The sequence below is a fragment of the Achromobacter aegrifaciens genome (assembly GCF_902859735.1).
In the GTDB taxonomy this organism is placed as follows: Bacteria; Pseudomonadota; Gammaproteobacteria; order Burkholderiales; family Burkholderiaceae_B; genus Achromobacter; species Achromobacter aegrifaciens.
This window is the reverse complement of record NZ_CADIJY010000001.1, coordinates 347,901-367,084: the sequence shown is the minus strand read 5'-3', so window position 1 is coordinate 367,084 and position 19,184 is coordinate 347,901. Positions and strand designations below refer to the sequence as shown.

Annotated in this window: 21 protein-coding genes and 1 riboswitch; of the genes, 13 read left to right on the top strand and 8 right to left on the bottom strand. The window is 67.5% G+C overall.

Going from position 1 to position 19,184, the window contains the following annotated elements; translation table 11 throughout:
* Window positions 1–97 precede the first annotated feature (97 nt).
* From HV766_RS01725 to HV766_RS01710, 4 genes are read left to right on the top strand one after another with little or no spacing between them, the layout of a single operon-like run.
* Window positions 98–529, top strand: a complete 432-nt coding sequence (locus tag HV766_RS01725) for a VOC family protein (RefSeq protein ID WP_054455008.1) — start codon at window positions 98–100, stop codon at window positions 527–529.
* 24 nt (window positions 530–553) lie between these two features.
* A complete protein-coding gene (gene pxpB, locus HV766_RS01720) occupies window positions 554–1,285 on the top strand; it encodes a 5-oxoprolinase subunit PxpB (protein WP_175180436.1) in 732 nt (243 codons plus the stop codon).
* Entirely contained in the window at window positions 1,282–2,277 is a 996-nt protein-coding gene (locus HV766_RS01715) for a 5-oxoprolinase subunit C family protein (protein WP_054455012.1), read from the top strand. The genes pxpB and HV766_RS01715 overlap by 4 nt, the downstream gene beginning before the upstream one ends.
* 13 nt (window positions 2,278–2,290) lie before the next feature.
* The gene (locus tag HV766_RS01710) at window positions 2,291–3,058 is read left to right on the top strand and encodes a LamB/YcsF family protein (protein WP_175180435.1); all 768 of its coding nucleotides are present in this window, start codon (window positions 2,291–2,293) and stop codon (window positions 3,056–3,058) included.
* Window positions 3,059–3,083: 25 nt separating this feature from the next.
* Here the strand turns inward: HV766_RS01710 and HV766_RS01705 are convergent, their stop codons facing one another.
* Window positions 3,084–3,785 (bottom strand): GntR family transcriptional regulator, encoded by a 702-nt coding sequence (locus HV766_RS01705; RefSeq protein WP_054455016.1) that lies wholly within the window; start codon window positions 3,783–3,785, stop codon window positions 3,084–3,086.
* A gap of 109 nt (window positions 3,786–3,894) precedes the next feature.
* Window positions 3,895–4,533, bottom strand: coding sequence for a trimeric intracellular cation channel family protein (locus HV766_RS01700; protein ID WP_054455018.1), 639 nt, complete (start codon window positions 4,531–4,533; stop codon window positions 3,895–3,897).
* 222 nt (window positions 4,534–4,755) lie between these two features.
* Between HV766_RS01700 and HV766_RS01695 the strand changes: the two genes are divergently transcribed.
* Complete coding sequence (locus tag HV766_RS01695; RefSeq protein ID WP_054455020.1) at window positions 4,756–5,625, top strand: universal stress protein; 870 nt, start codon at window positions 4,756–4,758, stop codon at window positions 5,623–5,625.
* Window positions 5,626–5,686: 61 nt separating this feature from the next.
* On the opposite strand, the gene HV766_RS01690 is transcribed toward HV766_RS01695, so the two are convergent.
* The 4 genes from HV766_RS01690 to HV766_RS01675 all read right to left on the bottom strand — a co-directional run bounded on the left by HV766_RS01690 (window position 5,687) and on the right by HV766_RS01675 (window position 9,832).
* Window positions 5,687–6,943 carry a muropeptide transporter gene (locus HV766_RS01690; RefSeq protein ID WP_119452172.1) on the bottom strand — a complete coding sequence of 419 codons (1,257 nt, stop codon included), beginning with the start codon at window positions 6,941–6,943 and terminating at the stop codon, window positions 5,687–5,689.
* A gap of 104 nt (window positions 6,944–7,047) precedes the next feature.
* The gene (metW, locus tag HV766_RS01685) at window positions 7,048–7,662 is read right to left on the bottom strand and encodes a methionine biosynthesis protein MetW (RefSeq protein WP_054455023.1); all 615 of its coding nucleotides are present in this window, start codon (window positions 7,660–7,662) and stop codon (window positions 7,048–7,050) included.
* Entirely contained in the window at window positions 7,659–8,918 is a 1,260-nt protein-coding gene (gene metX / locus HV766_RS01680) for a homoserine O-succinyltransferase MetX (protein WP_175161146.1), read from the bottom strand. Before metX ends, metW begins: the two co-directional genes overlap by 4 nt.
* Window positions 8,908–8,989, bottom strand: a riboswitch (SAM riboswitch). Its footprint overlaps the gene before it by 11 nt.
* 87 nt (window positions 8,990–9,076) lie before the next feature.
* On the bottom strand, window positions 9,077–9,832 hold the full coding sequence (locus HV766_RS01675) for a GntR family transcriptional regulator (RefSeq protein ID WP_054455025.1): 756 nt from the start codon (window positions 9,830–9,832) through the stop codon (window positions 9,077–9,079).
* A gap of 186 nt (window positions 9,833–10,018) precedes the next feature.
* Here HV766_RS01675 and HV766_RS01670 point away from each other — a divergent pair, with 186 nt between their 5' ends.
* From HV766_RS01670 to HV766_RS01650, 5 genes are all read left to right on the top strand, one after another.
* A complete protein-coding gene (locus tag HV766_RS01670) occupies window positions 10,019–10,300 on the top strand; it encodes a UxaA family hydrolase (RefSeq protein ID WP_042795507.1) in 282 nt (93 codons plus the stop codon).
* Window positions 10,301–10,327: 27 nt separating this feature from the next.
* On the top strand, window positions 10,328–11,503 hold the full coding sequence (locus HV766_RS01665; RefSeq protein WP_054455027.1) for a UxaA family hydrolase: 1,176 nt from the start codon (window positions 10,328–10,330) through the stop codon (window positions 11,501–11,503).
* Between the two features lie 179 nt (window positions 11,504–11,682).
* Window positions 11,683–12,693 carry a Bug family tripartite tricarboxylate transporter substrate binding protein gene (locus tag HV766_RS01660; protein WP_054455029.1) on the top strand — a complete coding sequence of 337 codons (1,011 nt, stop codon included), beginning with the start codon at window positions 11,683–11,685 and terminating at the stop codon, window positions 12,691–12,693.
* Between the two features lie 20 nt (window positions 12,694–12,713).
* Window positions 12,714–13,649 carry a hydroxyacid dehydrogenase gene (locus HV766_RS01655; protein ID WP_054455031.1) on the top strand — a complete coding sequence of 312 codons (936 nt, stop codon included), beginning with the start codon at window positions 12,714–12,716 and terminating at the stop codon, window positions 13,647–13,649.
* Window positions 13,650–13,687: 38 nt separating this feature from the next.
* Window positions 13,688–14,695, top strand: a complete 1,008-nt coding sequence (locus tag HV766_RS01650) for an Ldh family oxidoreductase (RefSeq protein WP_054455033.1) — start codon at window positions 13,688–13,690, stop codon at window positions 14,693–14,695.
* Window position 14,696: 1 nt separating this feature from the next.
* Here the strand turns inward: HV766_RS01650 and HV766_RS01645 are convergent, their stop codons facing one another.
* Complete coding sequence (locus HV766_RS01645) at window positions 14,697–15,593, bottom strand: AEC family transporter (protein ID WP_054455035.1); 897 nt, start codon at window positions 15,591–15,593, stop codon at window positions 14,697–14,699.
* Window positions 15,594–15,792: 199 nt separating this feature from the next.
* Here HV766_RS01645 and HV766_RS01640 point away from each other — a divergent pair, with 199 nt between their 5' ends.
* On the top strand, window positions 15,793–16,032 hold the full coding sequence (locus HV766_RS01640; RefSeq protein WP_082401106.1) for a helix-turn-helix domain-containing protein: 240 nt from the start codon (window positions 15,793–15,795) through the stop codon (window positions 16,030–16,032).
* Here HV766_RS01640 and HV766_RS01635 read toward each other — a convergent pair.
* On the bottom strand, window positions 16,022–16,561 hold the full coding sequence (locus HV766_RS01635; RefSeq protein WP_054455039.1) for a hypothetical protein: 540 nt from the start codon (window positions 16,559–16,561) through the stop codon (window positions 16,022–16,024). The two genes, HV766_RS01640 and HV766_RS01635, sit on opposite strands and share 11 nt — an antisense overlap.
* Before the next feature lie 60 nt (window positions 16,562–16,621).
* Here HV766_RS01635 and HV766_RS01630 point away from each other — a divergent pair, with 60 nt between their 5' ends.
* Together HV766_RS01630 and gshA are read left to right on the top strand one after the other, a co-directional pair.
* The gene (locus tag HV766_RS01630; RefSeq protein WP_054455043.1) at window positions 16,622–17,515 is read left to right on the top strand and encodes an alpha/beta hydrolase; all 894 of its coding nucleotides are present in this window, start codon (window positions 16,622–16,624) and stop codon (window positions 17,513–17,515) included.
* A gap of 32 nt (window positions 17,516–17,547) precedes the next feature.
* Complete coding sequence (gene gshA / locus HV766_RS01625) at window positions 17,548–19,119, top strand: glutamate--cysteine ligase (protein ID WP_175180434.1); 1,572 nt, start codon at window positions 17,548–17,550, stop codon at window positions 19,117–19,119.
* Window positions 19,120–19,184: the final 65 nt, after the last annotated feature.

Genomic DNA, 19,184 nt, shown 5'->3' with positions numbered 1-19,184 from the left:
ACAATACCTAAACTACCCATCGATGCTAGGCCGTCCAAACTTGCGATGGCTCGCAATCCGACTGATCATTTTTTCTTTGCCTGACCCGGAGCCTTCCATGACCGCTCAAACCAACCTGCCGCCGTTCCACCTCGCCTTCCCGGTCCGCGACCTGGCCGAAGCCCGCGCCTTCTATGGCGAAAAACTGGGCTGTCCGGAGGGCCGCAGCTCGCCCGAATGGATCGACTTCAACTTCTACGGCCACCAGATCGTCGCCCACCTGGCTCCCGGCGAATGCGGCCACAAGGCCACCAGCGCCGTGGACTCGCACAATGTGCCGGTGCGCCATTTCGGCGCGGTGCTTTCCATGGAACAATGGGAAGCGATGGCGAAGCGTCTGACCGACGCCGGCACCGAATTCGTCATCGAGCCCTACATCCGCTTCAAGGGTGAAGTGGGCGAACAAGCCACCATGTTCTTCCTGGATCCGTCGGGCAACGCGCTGGAATTCAAGGCGTTCAAGAACCTGGATTCCCTGTTCGCCAAGTAATCCGTCTCTACAGGTTTCGTGTCGTTGAACGCAAATTCAGAACCTCCTTCTCCGGCCGAAACCTCCTGGCGCATCCTGCCCCAGGGTGACCGCTGCCTGATCGTTTCCTTTGGCGACCAGATCGACGCCGATGTCGGCAGGACCTGTCTGGCCGCGGCCGGCAAGCTGCGCGACGCGCGGCTTGCCGGCGTGACCGATGTGGTGCCTTCCTTCGTCGCGGTGGCGGTGCATTACCGCCCCGGCGCCAGCGGCGGCCCCACCTACCCGCAACTGGCCGAGCGCATCGGACAACTATTGTCCGAAGGCATCGCCGCGGACGCCCTGGGCGGACGCGAGATCGACATCCCGGTCTGCTACGGCGGCGAACATGGCCCCGACCTCGCCGAAGTGGCCGACGCCGCCGGCCTCACTCCCGAAGGCGTCATCCAGCTGCACAGCCAGCCGCGCAGCATGGTCTTCATGCTGGGCTTCGCGCCCGGCCACGCCTATCTGGGCGTGCACGACGAAAAACTGAATATCCCGCGCCGCGCCTCGCCGCGCACCGCGGTGCCGCCCGGCGCCGTGGCGGTCGCCAACCGGCAGACCGTGATCTACCCGAACCGCCTGCCCGGCGGCTGGAACATCATCGGCGCCACGCCGCTCACCATGTTCGACCCGGCCCGCGAACCCGCCGCCCTGCTGCAACCCGGCGACTCGGTCCGCTTCGTGCCCATCAGCCCCGAGGACTTCAACCGCATCCGGGGAGCCCGGCCATGAGCGTGACCGTGATCAAGCCCGGCATGCTGTCCAGCTTCCAGGACCGCGGCCGCGAGGGCTACCAGCATCAGGGCATCCCCGCCGCGGGCGCCATGGACGAGCGCGCGCACCGGCTGGCCAACGCGCTGGCCGGCAATCAAGACGAACACGCCACGCTGGAAATAACCCTGACGGGTCCTACCCTGCGCTTTGACGCCGCGGCCTGCTTCGCGCTGGCTGGCGCCGACCTTGGCGCCACGCTCAACGGCCAGGACATTCCCGTCCACCGCCCGCTGGTGGCGCGGACGGGCGACACCTTGGCCTTCGGCGCCAGGCCGGCCGTGGGCGTGCGCGGCTATCTCGCGGTGCACGGCGGCTTTGCGCTGCCGCGCGTCATGGGCAGCGAAAGCACCTACCTGCGCAGCGGCTTCGGCGGCTTCCAGGGACGCGCGCTGGCCAAGGGCGACCAGGTGCCGCTGCATGCGCCGCTGGCCGCTGGCCGCGACCTCGACGCCTTGCAGGAAGCGCTGTGGAACCAGCGCGTCTACCTGCCGGCGGCGCTGGGCGCCAAGCGCCGCGAGTTCATCCGTTTCCTGCCCGGCATGCACTGGGAGGAATTCTCCGAGGCCACCCGCCAGGCCTTTGGCGGCGGCGCGGAGTTCCGCATCAGCCCGCAGTCCGACCGCATGGGCTACCGCCTGTTGGGCCCCGCGCTGGCCATGAGCCAGCCGCGTCAGATGCTGTCGGAAGCCGCGTGTTTCGGCACCGTGCAGGTGCCTTCGGGCGGCGAGGCCATCATCCTCATGGCCGACCGGCAGACCACCGGCGGCTACCCCAAGATCGCGCAGATCGCCACGGTGGACCTGCCCGTCCTGGCGCAGTGCGCACCGGGCCAGACGCTGCGCTTCCAACTGATCGAACTGGAAGAAGCGCAGCGCCTGGACGGCGAACGCGAGCGCGCCTTCACGCAATTGCAGGACGCGCTGGCGCCGTTGCGCGCGCTCCTCGCCTAGAAAGGAATTTGCCATGACCACCCGCATCGACATGAACTGCGACATGGGCGAAAGCTATGGCGCCTGGACCATGGGCAACGACGCCGCGGTGCTGCAGTTCGTCAGCTCCGCCAATATCGCCTGTGGCTTCCATGGCGGCGACCCGGCCACCATGCGCAAGACTGTGGCGGCCGCGCTGGCGCGCGGCGTGGCGCTGGGCGCGCACCCCAGCCTGCAGGATCTGGCCGGATTCGGACGCCGCGTCATCCAGATCAGCCCCGACGAAGCCTACGACATCGTGGTCTACCAGATCGGCGCCTTGGCCGGCGTGGCCGCCTCGCAAGGCGCGCGGCTGCACCATGTGAAAGCGCACGGCGCGCTTTACAACATGGCCGCCAAGGACGAAGGGCTGGCGCACGCGATCTGCCAGGCGGTCAAGGACGTGGACGCCTCGCTGATCCTGTACGGACTGGCCGGCAGCAAACTGATCGACGCGGCCCGTTCCATCGGCCTGGCCGCCGCCAACGAGGTCTTCGCCGACCGCTCCTACCAGGACGACGGCTCGCTCACGCCGCGCAGCCGCGCTGGCGCGATGATCGAAGACCTGGATCAGGCGGTGGCGCAGGTAGTACGCATGGTGCGCGAAGGCAAGGTGCGTTCGGTGGACGGCAAGGACGTGGCGGTGCAGGCCGACACGCTGTGCATCCATGGCGACCAGCCGAACGCGCTGATCTTCGCCGACGGCATCCGCAAGGCGCTGGAACAGGCCGGCATAGAAGTCCGCACCCCACCGAGGGAATAGGCGCGGCCGGCGAGGCGCGGCCGGCTCAGGCGCGTGCGTAGCGCGGCTGCGGTTCTTCCGCGTCCTGCAGCGCGGCCTGGCGATACGCCTGCGCCACGCTGGGCAGCACGTCCGCCAGATAGCTGCGCGTCAGGTTGGCAGCGCGCTCGACGTCGCGGCCGGCCAACGCTTCGATAACGCCGCTGGTGCAGGCCTGGATGCCGGTGAACGGCAGCGCCTGCCTGGCCAACAGGTAGCGCAACGGTTCGATCTGCTCGTAAAGCTTGCTGAGCATGCCCGCAAGCGGGGTATTGCCCGTGCTGCGGGCCGCAGCCAGATAGAACGCGCAGGCCGAGGCAATGGCGGCGCGCCCATCGCCCGACGCCAATGCCGCCCCGATGGCGGCGTCATGAAGGCGCAGCTCGGCCAGCAGCGGCGCCTGGTCGGCCGCTTCCGCCGCCTGGCGGATGCAATAGGCCTCGAGTTCGGCGCGCAGTTGGTACAGATGACGGATTTGCGCCTCGGTGTACAGGGTGACCCTGAAACCCTTGCGCTGGATATGGGTGACCAGGCCGCTCAGCTCCAGCAGGCGCAGCGCTTCGCGGATCGGGCTGCGGCTGGTGCCGAAACGCTGCTCCAGCTCCTGTTCGCGCAGCGGCTGGCCGGGACGGATGGTGCCGTCCACGATCAATTCACGAATCTGTTCCTGCAGGAAATACGGAATCGTGGCGGGCGCTTTGACGTCCAATCGGCTCCCCTTGTACTGCGCAATGCATGGTATGAGACTTCGTGAAGATACTAGAAATCTCTTGAAACATAAATAAGAAAATTGTTGCAGAGCGCCCTGCCGCCCTGCTTCAGTCCCAGTCGTCCCGATACACGAACTTCGGCATCTGCCAATTGAAGCGCAGGGCCAGCAGGCGCACCGCCAGGCCCGCGGCCAGCGCGATCGGCACCGCGGCGTTGGCGGACAGGCCCAAGGCCTGCGAGCCCAGGTACAGCCCGCCGGTCACGAAGGACACGCTGGCATAGAGCTCCTTGCGGAACAGCAGCGGCACCTCGTTGCACAGCACATCGCGCAGCACCCCGCCGGCGCAGCCGGTGATCATGCCGCTGATCAGCACCACCGTGATCGGCAGCTGCATCAGCTGCGCCACCTGGCAGCCGATGACCGTGAACGCCACCAGGCCCAGCGCATCGGCCAGCAGGAACAGGCTGCGCAGGCGCCGCATGACGGGCGCGATCAGGGCCGTAAAGATCGCCGCGCCCGCCGTCATCCACAGGTATTCGGGATGAACCACCCAGGTCAGCGGGTAATGACCCAGCAGCACGTCGCGCAGGGAACCGCCGCCCAGGGCCGTCACGCAGGCAATGATGCAGACGCCCATCCAGTCCATGTCGCGCCTGCCGGCCGAAAGCGCCGCGGTCATCGCTTCCGCCACGATGGCGACAAGATACAGCGTGTGCAGCAAGGCGGGAGACAGATCCGGAAACATGGGCAGGCAGGGAGTTGAACTGGCCCCATTGTATTAAGGCGGCGGGGTAGCGGACGGCCATTGCCTGCGCGCCCGCCATCCCTTACCCTCGACTTTGCGTTGATATCTATCAAGTCCCCTTCCGCGCAGCCGCGCGAGAATGGGGATAAGGCCCGCGAGGGCGGAACGGCTGGAGCGACGCACGCGGGAGTCGGCGGTCCAACCACAACCGGGAGAGAACGTATGACACAGCAAACTGGCCCCATCCTGTTGGCGACCGACCTGAGCGCGCGCGGCGACCGCGCCCTGGACCGCGCGCTGCAGCTGGCCAAGGAACTCAACACCAAGCTCATCGTCCTGCATGTCATGGAATCCCATGCCACGCCGGCTCGCCTGACCACGCCCGTGTGGCGGCGCCTGTCGACGGACCACAAGGCGCTGGCCGAGCGCGAGCTGGCCGAGGACCTGGCCGCCGCCGACGTGGCGACCGAAGTGGTGGTGGTCAGCGGCGATCCGCTGGTCCGCATCATGGAAACCGCCGACAGCTACGGCTGCTCGCTGATCGTCACCGGCACCGCGCGCGATGAAACCCTGGGCCGCCTGCTGCTGGGCACCACGGTCGAAAAGCTGGCCCGCCAGGCACGCCAGCCCGTACTGGTGGTCAAGACCCGTCCGCGCCGGCCCTACCGCGACGTGCTGGTCGCCACGGACTTCTCCGCCGGCTCGCGCCAGGCGCTGCGCGCCGCGCTGCACCTGGTGCCGAACGCGGACCTGACCTTGTTCCACTCCTACGACGTCCCCTTCCAGGGCAAGAACACGCCGGATGACGCCATCACGCGCAGCTTCTACAAGGCGGCCGAGCAGAGCGCCCAGGACTTCATCGCCGAAACGCCCGAACTCGCCCAGGTCGCCGCACCCAAGGTGGTGCTGGAATGCGGCCAGCCGGAAACCGTGCTGTCGGAATACTCCTTCAACCACCGTTCCGATCTGGTCGTGACGGGCACCCATGGCCGCACCGGCATCCTGCGCACCGCCATCGGCAGCGTGGCCGAACGGCTGCTGGAGTCGCTGCCCAGCGACGTGCTGATCGTCAGGTTGCTCGGCGAGGAATAAACCCCGGTCCGGCCATTAAAAAACGGCGCCTCGGCGCCGTTTTTTTTTGGACCCGCCGGCTTCAAGCCGGGGCCTGATCGCCCTGCTTCTCCATGGTTTCTATCGTGCCGCGCAGCAGATGCAGCAGCACCAGGCCCGGCAACGCGATGGCCACGGTCAGCAGGAAGAAACCCGGCCAGCCCATGGCTTCCACCAGCGGCGGCGTGAGAGGGCCGGCCAGGTAGGTCCGGCCCACCGCCGACAGCGCCGACAGCAGCGCGAACTGGGTCGCCGAAAACTGCTGGCGGCACAACGCCATAAGCAGGCCAACGAAGGACGCCGTGCCCAGGCCGCCGCACAGGTTTTCGATCCCCACGCCCGCGGCCATCAGCCAGAGGTTCTTGGGACTGACGGCGATCAGCCAGTACGCCAGATTCGACACCGCCTGCAGCAGCCCGAACGCCATCAGCGACCGGTACAGGCCCCAGCGCGACATGAGCGACCCGCCCGCCAGTGCGCCGATGATGGTGGCGGCCAGCCCCAGCACCTTGTTCACCGTACCCACTTCCGTCGGCGTGAAGCCCGCGCCGCGGATCAGGAAGGTGGTGGACAAAGCCCCCGCGAACGCGTCGCCCAGCTTGTACAGCACGATCAGCAGCAACACCGCCAGCGCGCCGCGCCGCGTGAAGAATTCCCGCAAAGGCTCGCCCACGGCCTCGCGCAGCGTACGCGGCGGTCGGGCGACGTGCTCGGGTTCGGGCGCCCAGAAGGTCGCCAACGCGCACAACAGCATCAGCCCGCCCATCAGCACATAGGTATTGCCCCAGCCTATCCACTGGTCCGCCAGGATCAGCGCCAGCCCGCCCGACACGATCATCGCCAGCCGGTAGCCCATGACCTTGATGGCCGCGCCGGCGCCGCGCTCATCCTTGCGCAGCACGTCCGTGCAATAGGCGTCGAAAGCAATGTCCTGCGTGGCCGACAGAAACGCCACCAGCACGGCCAGCAGAGCCAGCGTCTGCAAGGCGGACGAAGGCGACAAGGCGCCCATCGCCATGATGGCCACGGCAAGCAGCAACTGCGTCAGCAGCATCCAGCCGCGCCGCCGCCCCAGCAAGGGCGGCGCATAGCGGTCCACCAAGGGAGCCCACAGGAACTTGAGGGTATAGGCGCTGCCCACCAGGGTCAGGAAACCGATCTGCTGCAGCGGCACGTTTTCCACCGTGGCCCAGGCCTGCAAGGTGCCGCTGGTCAGGGCCAGAGGCAATCCGCTGGCAAATCCCAGGACCAGCAAGGGGGCCACGCGGGGGCTGGTATAGACGTTGGATGCAGCGGTAATGACGGTCTCCTAAAACAACGCGCCAGCGCACCGCTGGCGGCCGCAGGCTTGCGGCATTTTAGGGCCTATGCGCCCGCGCCGCAGGCAGCAGGCGTGTCGGAATGTCAGGGCGACGCGAAGCGGTACACCGCCAGGGTGCTGCGCCAGCTGGGCAGCAGCTTGACCTCGCGTCCTTCGTTGAAGGTGGCGCGTTCCAGGATGGACAGGCGCAATTCGCCGGCCAGCTGCTCGAAGTCGCGCAGCGTGCACAAGTGAATGTTCGGCGTGTTGTACCACTGGTAGGGCATCTGGCCCGTCACCGGCATGCGGCCGCGCAGGATGGCCCAGCCGTGCGGCCAGTAACCGAAGTTGGGAAACGACACCACGCCGTAGCGCGCCACCCGTGCCATTTCGCGCAGGATGTGCTCGGTGCGATGCATCGATTGCAGGGTCTGCGACAGCACCACGGTATCGAACTGCTTGTCGTCGAACAGCGCCAGCCCGTCTTCCAGGTTCTGCTGGATCACTTCAACGCCGCGCCGCACGCAGGCGATGACGCAGTTGTCGTCCAGTTCCACGCCCGCGCCCCGCACCTGCCGGTGGTCGCGCAGATGCGCCAGCAGCGCGCCGTCGCCGCAGCCCAGGTCCAGTACGCGGCTGCCGGGCTCGATCCAGCTGGCGATGCGCGCCAGGTCGGGCCGCAAGACGCTGTGCGCGGGTCGGGGAGTCACGGGAGTCATGCGGAACGTCCTTCGGTCTGGGCGGCAACGCCGAGCCCGAGCTCGCGCGCGATGCGTTCGTAATAGCCGCGAACCACGGCATGGTAGCGCGCGTCTTCCAGCAGGAAGGCGTCGTGGCCGTGCGGCGCGTCGATCTCGGCGTAGGTCACGGGGCTGGCGTTCTTCAGCAACGCCCGCACGATTTCGCGCGAACGTTCCGGCGGGAAGCGCCAGTCGGTCGAGAACGACACCAGCAGGAAATCGGCCTTGGCCGGAGCCAGCGCGCGGGCCAAATCGCCGCCGGTGGTGCGCGCCGGGTCGAAGTAGTCCAGCGCGCGCGTAATCAGCAGATAGGTGTTGGCGTCGAAATAACGGGTGAATTTCTCACCCTGATAGCGCAGGTACGACTCCACCTCGAACTCGACGTCGTAGCCGTAGTGGTACGCGCCGTTCTCGGCCGGCGCGCGCTGGGCGCGGCCGAACTTCTCGGCCATGTCGTCGTCGGACAGGTAGGTGATGTGGCCAAGCATGCGCGCCACCGACAGGCCGCGGCGCGGCACGGTGTCCTGCGCGTAGTAGTCGCCGCCGTGGAAATCCGGATCGGTGATGATGGCGCGGCGCGCTACCTCGTTAAAGCCGATGTTCTGCGCCGACAGGCGCGGCGTGCTGGCGATGACCACGCAATTGGCCACGCGCTCGGGCAACGTAATGGCCCAGCTGAGCGCCTGCATGCCGCCCAGCGATCCGCCCATCACGGCGGCGAAACGTTCGATGCCGAAGTGGTCCGCGACCCTGGCCTGCGCCCTTACCCAGTCCTCGACGGTCAGCACCGGAAAAGCGGCGCCCCAGGGCTTGCCGGTTTCCGGATTGATGCTGGCCGGGCCGGTCGAGCCGAAGCAGGAGCCCAGGTTATTGACGCCGATGACGAAGAAGACGTTGGTGTCCACCGCTTTGCCGGGCCCCACCATGTTGTCCCACCACCCCACGTCGCTGGGATTGTCGGCCGCCTGCCCCGCCACGTGGTGCGAAGCGTTCAGCGCGTGGCAGATCAGCACCGCGTTGCTGCGCTGGGCATTGAGCGTGCCGTAGGTTTCGACCGCCAGTTCGTAGGCAGCCAGCGACTGGCCGCTCTGCAAGGACAGGGGCTCATCGAAACGGATGAAGGTGGGGGCAACGAGACCGACCGAACCGGGATCAGCGGAAGCGGAAGTCGTGACGGTTGCGGGTACGAACCCGCTGGCCGAATCACCGGCCAAATTTTGGGCAGGAGTGGTCATACGGACCTCTTTAGCTGGATTTATTGGAAGGCGCCCGCAAGCGGATCAGGCAAATCGGCGCCGAAAAATTTTGTACTGCGGCAGGAATTCTAGCACTGCTGACGCGCGCCGCAACGGCGGGCGGCCCATCCGGCCCGCCTGGCGCGCGCGGCGGCCATTCAGGCGCCGGCCTCCCAGGGCTCCTGGCCCAGGTACTCGTAGCGTTCGGTGTTGACGCGCGAGATGCGCCATTCCACCGCCTGCCGCTTGTAGGAAAACGCCACGCGGCGGATCTCCAGCAAGGGGCTGCCTTCGGCCACGCCCAGCGCCCGCGCCTGCGTGCGTTCGGCCACGCAGGTGCGCAGCCGCTCGTCGGTGGCGATCACATTGACGCCGAATACGTCCTGGTACAGCGCATACAGCGTGCTGGCGCGGTCGCGCAGGTGCGCTTCGGTCATGCCCGGAAAGCATGCTTCCGGCAGGCAGATCTCATCCATCATCACCACGTCGCCGTTGAGCGACAACAGGTTGAGGAACTCGAACACCATGGCGCCGGCGGGCAGGTTCAGCTTCTCGCGCGCGATGGCCGAGGCCCGCACGCGGCGAAATCGCAGCAGCTCGGTCGCGGGATAGGACTTGTCGCCGTCCTGCCGCACGATGCGGAAGAACTTGAAGAAATGGTGGTTGCGCGTGTGCACGGCCACAAAGGTGCCGCGGCCCTGATGCCGCACCAGGATGTTCTCCGCAGCCAGTTCGTCGATGGCCTTGCGCAAGGTGCCGATGGAGACGCCGAAACGTTCCGCCAGCAGCTTCTCGGGCGGGATCGCCTCGCCCTGCTTCCATTCGCCCTGCGCCAGCGCGGCCAGCACGGCCTGCTTGACCTGCGCGTACAGAGGACTGCCCAAAGGCACGGTCGAGGACAGGCTGGTGTTCATGGGTGCATCGCAAAAATCAGGAGCCCACAGTGTAGCGGCGGGGACGGAACCTGCTCAAGTCATACAATTCATATATATGATTTAGTTGACACACATGAAGCACGGTCCTAAGATTTCCTGGCCGTAGCGATCCGCGCCCTGCCGCCGCACCAGCCGGGCGCCCCCAAGCCCAAGAGAGGAAGACAAATGATTCACGCCGTATTGCACGATGCCAAGGACACGGTGGCGGTCGCCGTCGTGGAAGGAGTCACCGCCGGAACGGAACTGAACGCCTGGATCATGGATGAAGACAAGATCATCCACGTGCGCGCATCGCAGGACATCCCCATCGGACACAAGGTGGCGATGAAGGACATGGCCGTGGGCGACACCGTCTTCAAGTACGGCGTCGACATCGGCCGCGTGGTGGAGCCCATCAAGGCCGGCCAGCACGCCCATGTGCACAACATCAAGACCAAGCGCTGGTAAGCCCCCCACCCCGCACAGGAATCCGCCATGTCCATCATCACCGCCTCGACCACCTTCCAGGGCTACCGCCGCGACAACGGCCGCGTCGGCGTCCGCAACCACGTCATCGTCCTGCCCGTGGACGATATTTCGAATGCCGCAGCCGAAGCCGTGGCCAACAACATCAAGGGCACGATGGCCCTGCCTCATCCCTATGGCCGACTGCAATTCGGCGAGGACCTGGAGCTGCACTTCCGCACCCTGATCGGCACCGGCTGCAATCCCAACGTCGCCGCAGTGGTGGTAATCGGTATCGAGGAAGGCTGGACCAAGCGCGTGGTGGACGGCATCGCCGCCACCGGCAAGCCGGTCATGGGCTTCAGCATCGAACTGCACGGCGACCACGACACCATCATGCGCGCCTCGCGCTGCGCCAAGGAATTCGTGCACTACGCCACGGCCCTGACGCGCAGCGAATGCCCCATCGCCGACCTGTGGGTGTCGACCAAATGCGGCGAATCCGACACCACCTCCGGCTGTGGCGCCAACCCCACCGTGGGCAACGCTTTCGACAAGCTGTACGCGCTGGGCTCCACGCTGGTCTTCGGTGAAACCTCGGAACTCACCGGCGGCGAACACATCGTGGCCGAGCGCTGCGCCAACGACGCGGTGCGCGAGCGCTTCATGTTCATGTTCAACCGCTACCAGGCCATGATCGACCGCTGGAAGACCAGCGACCTGTCCGAATCCCAGCCCACCAAGGGCAACATCGCGGGCGGACTGACCACCATCGAGGAAAAGGCGCTGGGCAACATCCAGAAGATCGGCAAGCAATGCCGCGTGGACGGCGTGATCGACAAGGCCGAGATCCCGGACGGCCCGGGCCTGTGGTTCATGGACTCGTCCTCCGCCGCGGCCGAAATGGTGACCTTGTGCGCGGCCTCGGGCTACGCCGTGCACTTCTTCCCCACCGGCCAGGGCAACGTCATCGGCAACCCGATACTGCCGGTCATCAAGATCTGCGCCAATCCGCGCACGGTGCGCACCATGTCCGAACACATCGACGTGGACACCAGCGGCCTGCTGCAGCGCGAAATCGACCTGAACCAGGCCGGCGACAAGCTGCTGGAATGCATGCTGGCCACCGCCAACGGCCGCTGGACCGCGGCCGAAGCGCTGGGCCACCGCGAATTCGTCCTGACCCGCATCTTCGAAAGCGCTTAATCGCGCCTGTCGTCCCTGGCAACGGCGCGTCCGCAAGCAGGATTGCGGACGCGCCGTCCTGCCGCCAGCATTTCCCCGCAGCATCGTCTCAGAACCACACCAGCAGACCCGGGCGACATCCGCCACGGCAGCACAGGCGGTTGCATTCCTACCCGGGCGTCCCCCAAGGAGGAAGACAGATGAACAGCGAACACGATCACCATCCCGACGCCGCGCAACGCCGGCGCCTGCTTGCCGCCCTGGGCGCCGCCGGCCTCTGTGCCCTGGCGCCCTGGCAGCGCGCGCTGGCGCAGAAAGCCTGGCCCGAACGTCCGATCAATTACGTGGTGCCCTTTCCGCCCGGCGGCCTGACCGACGTGGCCGCGCGCCAGGTCGGCAAAGCGCTAAGCGACGCCGAGCGCTGGAACGTGGTGGTGGAAAACAAGCCCGGCGGCAGCGCCAACATCGGCGCCGCCCACGTTTCCCATGCCGCTCCGGACGGCTACACCTGGCTGGCGATCACGCTGTCGCATGCCGCCAACGCGACGCTCTTTGCCGGCAAGGCGGGCTACGACCTGACGCGCGACCTCACGCCGCTGGCCGGCTTGGCTTCCTCGCCCATCATGGTGGTGGTCAACGCCAAGAGCGACATCAAGAGCATGGCCGATCTGGCCAAGGCCGCCCGCTCGAAATCGCTGTCGGCCGGCTCCAGCGGCAACGGCACGCCGCCGCACCTCACCCTGGCGCTGTACCAGAAGCTCACCGGCGTACCGATGATGCACATTCCCTACAAGGGCGGCGCGCCGTCCCTCACCGACCTGATAGGCGGCCACCTGGACGTGGTGTTCTCCAACTATCCGGAATCGCTCTCGCACGTGAAGAACGGCTCGTTGCGGGCGCTGGCCATCACCACCCGCGAACGCAGCGCGGACCTGCCCGACGTGCCCACCGTGAAGGAAGCCGGCCTGCCGGACCTGATCGTCGAGAACTTCACCGGCGTGCTGGCGCCCGCAGGCACGCCGCCGGAGCTGGTGCAGCGCATCGGCGACGCCATCGTGCGCCAGGTCTCGCAGCCCGCCATGAAGCAGGCGCTGCTGCAGCTGGGCTTCGTGCCGCAGCCGCGCGGCCCCGCGGAGTTCGGCGCCTACCTGAAGTCCGAGGTCGACCGCTGGGCCAAGATCATCCGCGACGCCAACATCCAGATCGCCTGAGTACCGTGGAGTCCCAACCGATGCATATCCTCATTTCCGAGTTCATGGACGCGCCCGCGGTCGACGCGCTGCGCCAGCGGTTCAAGGTGCGGTACGAGCCCGAACTGGTGGAGCAGCGCGATGCCTTGCTGGCCGCGGCGGCCGACGCCGACGCCCTCATCGTGCGCAACCGCAGCAAGGTCGACGCCGCCCTGCTGCAGGCGGCCCCGCGGCTGCGGGCCGTGGGCCGCCTGGGCGTAGGACTGGACAACATCGACCTGGACGGTTGCGCCGCGCGCAACATCGCGGTGATACCGGCCACCGGCGCCAACGCGCGCGCCGTCGCCGAGTACGTCGTGGGCGCCATGCTGATGCTGCTGCGCGGCGCCTACGGGTCGACGGCCGAGGTCGCGGCGGGCGCATGGCCGCGCAACGCGCTCTCGCAGGGGTTGGAGGCGCACAACCGCATGCTGGGCATCGTGGGCTTCGGCGGCATAGGCCGGCTGACCGCAAGCCTGGCGCAAGGACTGGGCATGCGCGTGGCCGGCTGCGACGCCGCGCTGCCGCCGGACCATCCCGCGTGGCGGGAGACCGGCGTCACCGCCCTGCCGCTGGACGAGCTGCTGGCCCAGGCCGATGCCATCACCCTGCACCTGCCGCTCACGCCCGGCACGCGGCGGCTGATGGACGCCGGCCGCATCGCGCGCATGCGGCCCGGCGCCGTGTTGATCAACACCTCGCGCGGCGGCATCGTGGACGAGGCCGCGCTGGCGGATGCCCTGCGCACGGGCCATCTGCGCGGCGCGGCGCTGGACGTGTTCGAACAGGAACCCCTGCCCGCCGGCAGCCCGCTGGCGGGCGCGCCCAACCTGATCCTGACGCCGCATATCGCCGGGCTGACGCAGGAAGCCAACACCCGGGTTTCCGACATGGTGGCCGCCGGGGTGACAATGGCGCTTACCGGCGGCGACCGATGAAGCCACACGGCCCGGCGCGCGCCCTTGAAGAGAAGGATATGGCTCACATCTATCTGGACGAACTGCAACTCCTGGCCGCGGCCGGCCTGGCCGCCGCTGGCGCCAACCCGGCCATGGCCGACAGCACGGCGCGTGCGCTGGTCTTCGCCGAAAGCCAGGGACTCAGCTCCCACGGCCTGTCGCGCGTGCCTTTCTATGCCGGACACCTGCGCGCCGGCCGCGCCATCGGTACGGCGGTGCCGCGCATCGTGCATGAGCGCGGCGGCGCCGCGCTGATCGATGCCGGGTCCGGCCTGGCCTTTCCCGCCTGCGCCATGGCGATCGAACAGGCCGGCCTGCGCGCCCGCGAGCATGGCGTAGCCTTCATCGGCGTGGCCAACAGCCACCACTTCGGCGAAGCCGGCTACCACCTGGAAGCCCTGGCCGACCTCGGGCTGGTGGGACTGGCGCTGAGCAACTCGCCCGCCGCCATGCCCGCCTGGGGCGGCAAGCGTCCGTTATTCGGCACCAACCCCATCGCCGCGGTCTTTCCGCGACGCGGCGGCGCGCGCCTGGTGATCGATCTGTCGCTGTCTCAGGTCGCGCGCGGCAAGCTCATGATCGCGGCCCGCGACAACCAGCCCATCCCCCTGGGCTGGGCGCTGGACGCCGACGGCCAGCCGACCACCGATCCCAAGGCCGGCCTGGCGGGCAGCATGCTGCCCGCGGGCGGCGTCAAGGGCGCGATGCTGGCGCTGATCATCGAACTGCTGGCTTGCGCGCTGACCGGCTCGCACTTCGGTTTCGAGACCGAGTCCTTCTTTGTCGACGAAGGCGGCCCGGCGCGGCTGGGCCAGGCCTTCATGGCGATCGACCCCGGCGCCCTGGCGGGCAACAACGCCTATCTGGATCGCGTCGAGGTCCTGGTCGACGCCATGCTGGAAGATGAAGGCGTGCGCCTGCCGGGTGATCGCCGCCGCAAGCTGCGCGACGAAGCGCTCAAGCATGGCGTGGAGATTCCCGATGCGTTGATGGCGCAATTGCGCGCGATGTCGGGCGCGGGGTAGGTCAAACCCCGCGGCTGAACCAAAGTATCACCGGGGCCAGCAACAGGAACGCCACGGTCGACACCAGCACCGCGCCAGCCGCGGTATCGCCCTGCGTCGTGTAGCGCTTGACGTACATGTAGCTCACCACGGCGCAGGGCATGGCCATCTGCAGGCTCAGCGCCCCGGCCAGCACCGGTTCCAGATCCAGCGCCCACACCACCGCCAGCCCCGCGCCCAGGCCCACGGCCAAGCGGATGGCGGCGACCTTGGCGCCGTCGCGCAAGCCGTTGGACGGAATCAAGGCCAGCGCGTGACCCAGGCTCAGCAGCATCAGCGGCACGGTTACCGCGCCCAGCATGCGCGAGGTCTCGATCAGCCATGCGGGCACCGGCACGTGCATGAGACGCAGGGCCACGGCGACCAGCGAAGCCAGCAAAATCGGACTCTTCCAGCTGCCCTTGGTGTTGACGCCCGGCAACAGGCGCACCGCGATGGTGTGCATGACAAAGGAACTGACCGCGAAGAACGCGACCGCCACCGACAGGCCCGCGTCGCCAAAGGCCATCTGCGAAATCGGCAGCCCGAGGTTTCCGGCGTTGGGCAGGAAGGCCGTGGGCAGCAGCGTACGCACGGGCAGCTTCCATGCCTTCAGCAACAACGCGCACACCAGGGCGCACAGCAGCAGCGCCAGCAGGGTCGCCACCGCCACGTCGGCCAACGCGCGGTCGTCCAGGTGGGTGGTGACGAAAGTGTGGAACACCAGGGCCGGCGTGGTCACCGACGTCACCAGCATGGTGATGAAGGAACCGCCGAACGGCAGGTCCCGCTTGCCCCAATACACCCCTATGCCCGCGCAAAAGAGCAAAGGCAGCATCAGCACGATCGATGAAAAATAGAACTGCACGACGGCAGACATGCGCTTATTCCGTTAGAGATAAGAGGTTTGATGCATGAAGGCATCATCGCTTGCCGGGCAACGCGCCCGGGCGGCAGCATGGAGCAACTCGTCAATCGCCGGGCTTCTGCCCCCAACCGCCATGTCAGCCACCGCACATTCCGCCACGCCCCCGCATCTGGCCACACACGTGGCCACAAACCCGGCCGCGAATCCCACCTTGAACGCCGCGTCTGGTCCGGCCCGGCCCATCAAACCCCTGTCGGAACGCCAGGCCAGCTGCCTGCACTGGGCCGCCATGGGCAAGACCAGCTGGGAAACCGCCCGCATCCTGGGCGTCAGCGAAAGCACGGTGAATTTCCATCTGTGCAACGCCTGCGAAAAGCTCGGCGTGCGCGGCCGCCGCGCCGCAGTGGTCGCGGCATTGAGACTGGGCCTGATCGCGCCCGTCACGGCTTGATGACAACGGAACGCAGGAACTCATGCGCCCGCTCGGCCGGCAGGCTTTCCACGGTGCCGGCTGCCACGGCCTCGATCAACATGGTGTCGGTCACCCAGACCCTGGCGCGCAGCCAGCCCGGCTTGCCCATGGCCTTGCCCTGGACCTCGATGTCCTGCCCGTAGGCAGGCCATTCATTGGGCGGCGGCGATTGCATGTTGGCGTAGAGCGAATGCATCAGCGCCATGCCCAGCGCCTGCTTGGCGGCCGGATCCTTCGCGATGTCGGGTGGCAGCGGCGCCGATCCCACGGCGAAGACCGCCTCGCCCACGGTGGCGCTGGCCAGGGTAAAACGCAAGGTATGGGTATCCAGCTTCAGGTCGCGGGTGTCGGTCGTGACCCGGTCCGGAAACGCGGCGCGCGCGTGGCCGTCGGCCACGTCGACTTCGCGCCAGTTGTAACTGGGCGAGCAGGCCGTGATCAGCAGGGCCAGCGCGACAATTGCGCCGGCTTTCTTGAACATGAAACGAAACAGCGATGAAATCGTCATTACCCGAGGACCTGGACTGTCTATTCATTTCGAGGAAGCCAGAAATTGTCGCCGATTTCGATGACCCCCGCGCCCGACGGCACGCCACTGGCCAACTATGTGTGGCCAGCCGCGCCCAACGTGCCCCCGCCGATCGCCGGCCTGGGCACCCCCAGTATCTACCTGCTGCACGGACTTAGCGAGCATGCCGGGCGCTATGACCGCCTGGCGCGCTGGCTGACCGCGCGCGGCTGGACGGTGGGCGCCCATGACCACCGCGGCCATGGCCGCTCCGGCGGGCGGCCCGCCACCCTGAACCATGAGGACGATCTGGTCGTCGATGCGGTCGACCGCCTGCGGGCCTGGACCGCGGCCCATGGACGCCCGCCCATCCTGCTGGGCCACAGCCTGGGCGCGCTGGTCGCGGTGCGGATCGCCCTGCGCCGCCTGGCCGAGATCGACGGCCTGGTGCTCAGTTCGCCGCCGTTCGTGGTGCACGTGCCGCCGTGGGTGCGGCGCACCCTGACCTGGATGTCGCTGCATGCGCCCGACCTGCGCGTGCCCCACGGCCTGGCGCCCGCCCGCATTTCCCACGACCCGGCCGTGGTCAAGGCCTACCGCAGCGATCCGCTGGTGCGGCGCCAAATGACAGGACGCCTGGCGCGCTTCGTGGACGAAGGCGGCCGCGAGTCCCTGCGTGAAGCCCCGCTGCTGGCCTGCCGCACCCTGCTGATGGTGGCGGGCGACGATTCCATCGTCGCTGCCGAAGGCAGCCGCCAGTTCGCCCAGCGCGCACCCGCCGAACTGCTGACGCTGCGCTGGTACGACACCGCCTGGCACGAGATTTTCAATGAAACCGCCCCCATCGCCGATCCGGTCTATGCAGACCTGGACGAGTGGCTGGCGCGCACCGCTCAGGCATTGTCCCTGTCCCCAGTATTGACTCCCTCGGCACAGGAGGCCGGCACCCCGTAAAATCCGGCGACAGACCCAAACGAGAAGAACCCGTGACTGATACTGCCGCCAACCGCCTCTCCCGCCTGGAGGCCAACCGATCGCTGCTGACCCAGACCCTGCGGGGCATCGAAAAGGAAGGCCTGCGCGTGGACGAACAGGGAGTCCTGTCCCGCAAGCCGCACCCCGCCGGCCTGGGATCGGCGCTGACCAACGAACACGTCACCACCGACTACTCCGAATCCCTGCTTGAACTCATCACAGGCACGCACAAGGACGTCGACGCGCTGCTGGCCGAACTGACCAACACCCATCGCCACGTCTACAGCGTGCTGGACCATGAACTGATCTGGAATCAGTCCATGCCCGCCACGCTGCCGCCCGAAGCCGACATCCCCATCGCCTGGTACGGCAAGTCCAACACCGGCATGCTCAAGCACGTGTACCGCCGCGGCCTGGCCGTGCGCTACGGCAAGACCATGCAATGCATCGCCGGCGTGCACTACAACTTCTCGCTGGCCGAAGACCTGTGGTCCGTGCTGGACACGCAGCCGGGTAGCCCCCAGGACCGCCGTTCGCGCGGCTACATCGGCCTGATCCGCAATTTCACGCGCTATTCCTGGCTGCTGATGTACCTGTTCGGCGCCGCCCCGGCCTTGTCCAGCGACTTCCTGCGCGGGCGCGAACATCCGCTGAAAAAGCTGGATGACAGCACGCTGTACCTGCCCTACGCCACCAGCCTGCGCATGAGCGACCTGGGTTACCAGAACAAGGCGCAGTCGCAGCTCAAGCTCTGCTACAACGACCTGGACACGTTCCTGGGCCGCTTGTACGACGCCGTCAGCCAGCCCTGGCCCGACTACCAGAAGATCGGCACGCACCGCGACGGCGAATGGATCCAGCTCAACACCAACGTGCTGCAGATCGAAAACGAGTACTACTCCAGCATCCGCCCCAAGCGCGCCACCGGCCGCTGCGAACGCCCGATCACGGCGCTGGCAGAACGCGGCGTGCAGTACGTTGAAGTGCGCTGCCTGGATATCGACCCGAACTCGCCGGTCGGCATCGACGCCAGCACCAGCCGCTTCGTCGACGCCTTCCTGCTGTTCTGCACCGCGTCCGACAGCCCCTTCTTCCCCGCCAACGGCTACTGTCAGCGCAGCGCCGACAACTTCTCGACCGTGGTCAAGGAAGGTCGCAAGCCCGGCCTCATGCTGGATCGCGAAGGCCAGCCCATCGGGCTGGCGCAATGGGGCCACGAACTGCTGGACCAGATCGCGCCCTACGCCGCGCTGTTCGACTCGGCCATGGGCGACAGCGCCTATGCCGAGGCCCTGGCGGCCCAGCGCGCCAAGCTCGATCAGCCCGACTCCACGCCGTCGGCGCGCCTGCTGGCTTCGCTGACCGACAGCGGCCTGTCGTTCCATGACTATTCGCTGGACCTCAGCCGCAAGCATGCCGACGCGCTGCGCGCCCAGGCCTTGCCCGCCGACCTGGCGGCAGCCTATGAACAGGCCGCCGCGCAGTCCACGGCGGAACAGCTGCGCCTGGAGCAATCGGACACCGAGGATTTCGATACCTATGTGGCCCGCTACCACGCCGCGCTGAAGGCCCCGCGCAAATAAGGCGTATCGTTAGGGTTTTGATCCGCGCCGCCGGCCCTCCGGCCGGCGCGGACCGCTCTGTCACA

What these genes read in the sequence shown, in the direction of transcription:
- HV766_RS01725 (WP_054455008.1), top strand. Translation starts at nt 98, where the DNA reads ATGACCGCTCAAACCAACCTGCCGCCGTTCCACCTCGCCTTCCCGGTC.
- HV766_RS01715 (WP_054455012.1), top strand. Translation starts at nt 1,282, where the DNA reads ATGAGCGTGACCGTGATCAAGCCCGGCATGCTGTCCAGCTTCCAGGAC.
- HV766_RS01710 (WP_175180435.1), top strand. Translation starts at nt 2,291, where the DNA reads ATGACCACCCGCATCGACATGAACTGCGACATGGGCGAAAGCTATGGC.
- HV766_RS01700 (WP_054455018.1), bottom strand. Translation starts at nt 4,533, where the DNA reads ATGTTTCCGGATCTGTCTCCCGCCTTGCTGCACACGCTGTATCTTGTC.
- HV766_RS01695 (WP_054455020.1), top strand. Translation starts at nt 4,756, where the DNA reads ATGACACAGCAAACTGGCCCCATCCTGTTGGCGACCGACCTGAGCGCG.
- metW (WP_054455023.1), bottom strand. Translation starts at nt 7,662, where the DNA reads ATGACTCCCGTGACTCCCCGACCCGCGCACAGCGTCTTGCGGCCCGAC.
- metX (WP_175161146.1), bottom strand. Translation starts at nt 8,918, where the DNA reads ATGACCACTCCTGCCCAAAATTTGGCCGGTGATTCGGCCAGCGGGTTC.
- HV766_RS01675 (WP_054455025.1), bottom strand. Translation starts at nt 9,832, where the DNA reads ATGAACACCAGCCTGTCCTCGACCGTGCCTTTGGGCAGTCCTCTGTAC.
- HV766_RS01670 (WP_042795507.1), top strand. Translation starts at nt 10,019, where the DNA reads ATGATTCACGCCGTATTGCACGATGCCAAGGACACGGTGGCGGTCGCC.
- HV766_RS01665 (WP_054455027.1), top strand. Translation starts at nt 10,328, where the DNA reads ATGTCCATCATCACCGCCTCGACCACCTTCCAGGGCTACCGCCGCGAC.
- HV766_RS01660 (WP_054455029.1), top strand. Translation starts at nt 11,683, where the DNA reads ATGAACAGCGAACACGATCACCATCCCGACGCCGCGCAACGCCGGCGC.
- HV766_RS01655 (WP_054455031.1), top strand. Translation starts at nt 12,714, where the DNA reads ATGCATATCCTCATTTCCGAGTTCATGGACGCGCCCGCGGTCGACGCG.
- HV766_RS01650 (WP_054455033.1), top strand. Translation starts at nt 13,688, where the DNA reads ATGGCTCACATCTATCTGGACGAACTGCAACTCCTGGCCGCGGCCGGC.
- HV766_RS01645 (WP_054455035.1), bottom strand. Translation starts at nt 15,593, where the DNA reads ATGTCTGCCGTCGTGCAGTTCTATTTTTCATCGATCGTGCTGATGCTG.
- HV766_RS01635 (WP_054455039.1), bottom strand. Translation starts at nt 16,561, where the DNA reads ATGACGATTTCATCGCTGTTTCGTTTCATGTTCAAGAAAGCCGGCGCA.
- HV766_RS01630 (WP_054455043.1), top strand. Translation starts at nt 16,622, where the DNA reads ATGACCCCCGCGCCCGACGGCACGCCACTGGCCAACTATGTGTGGCCA.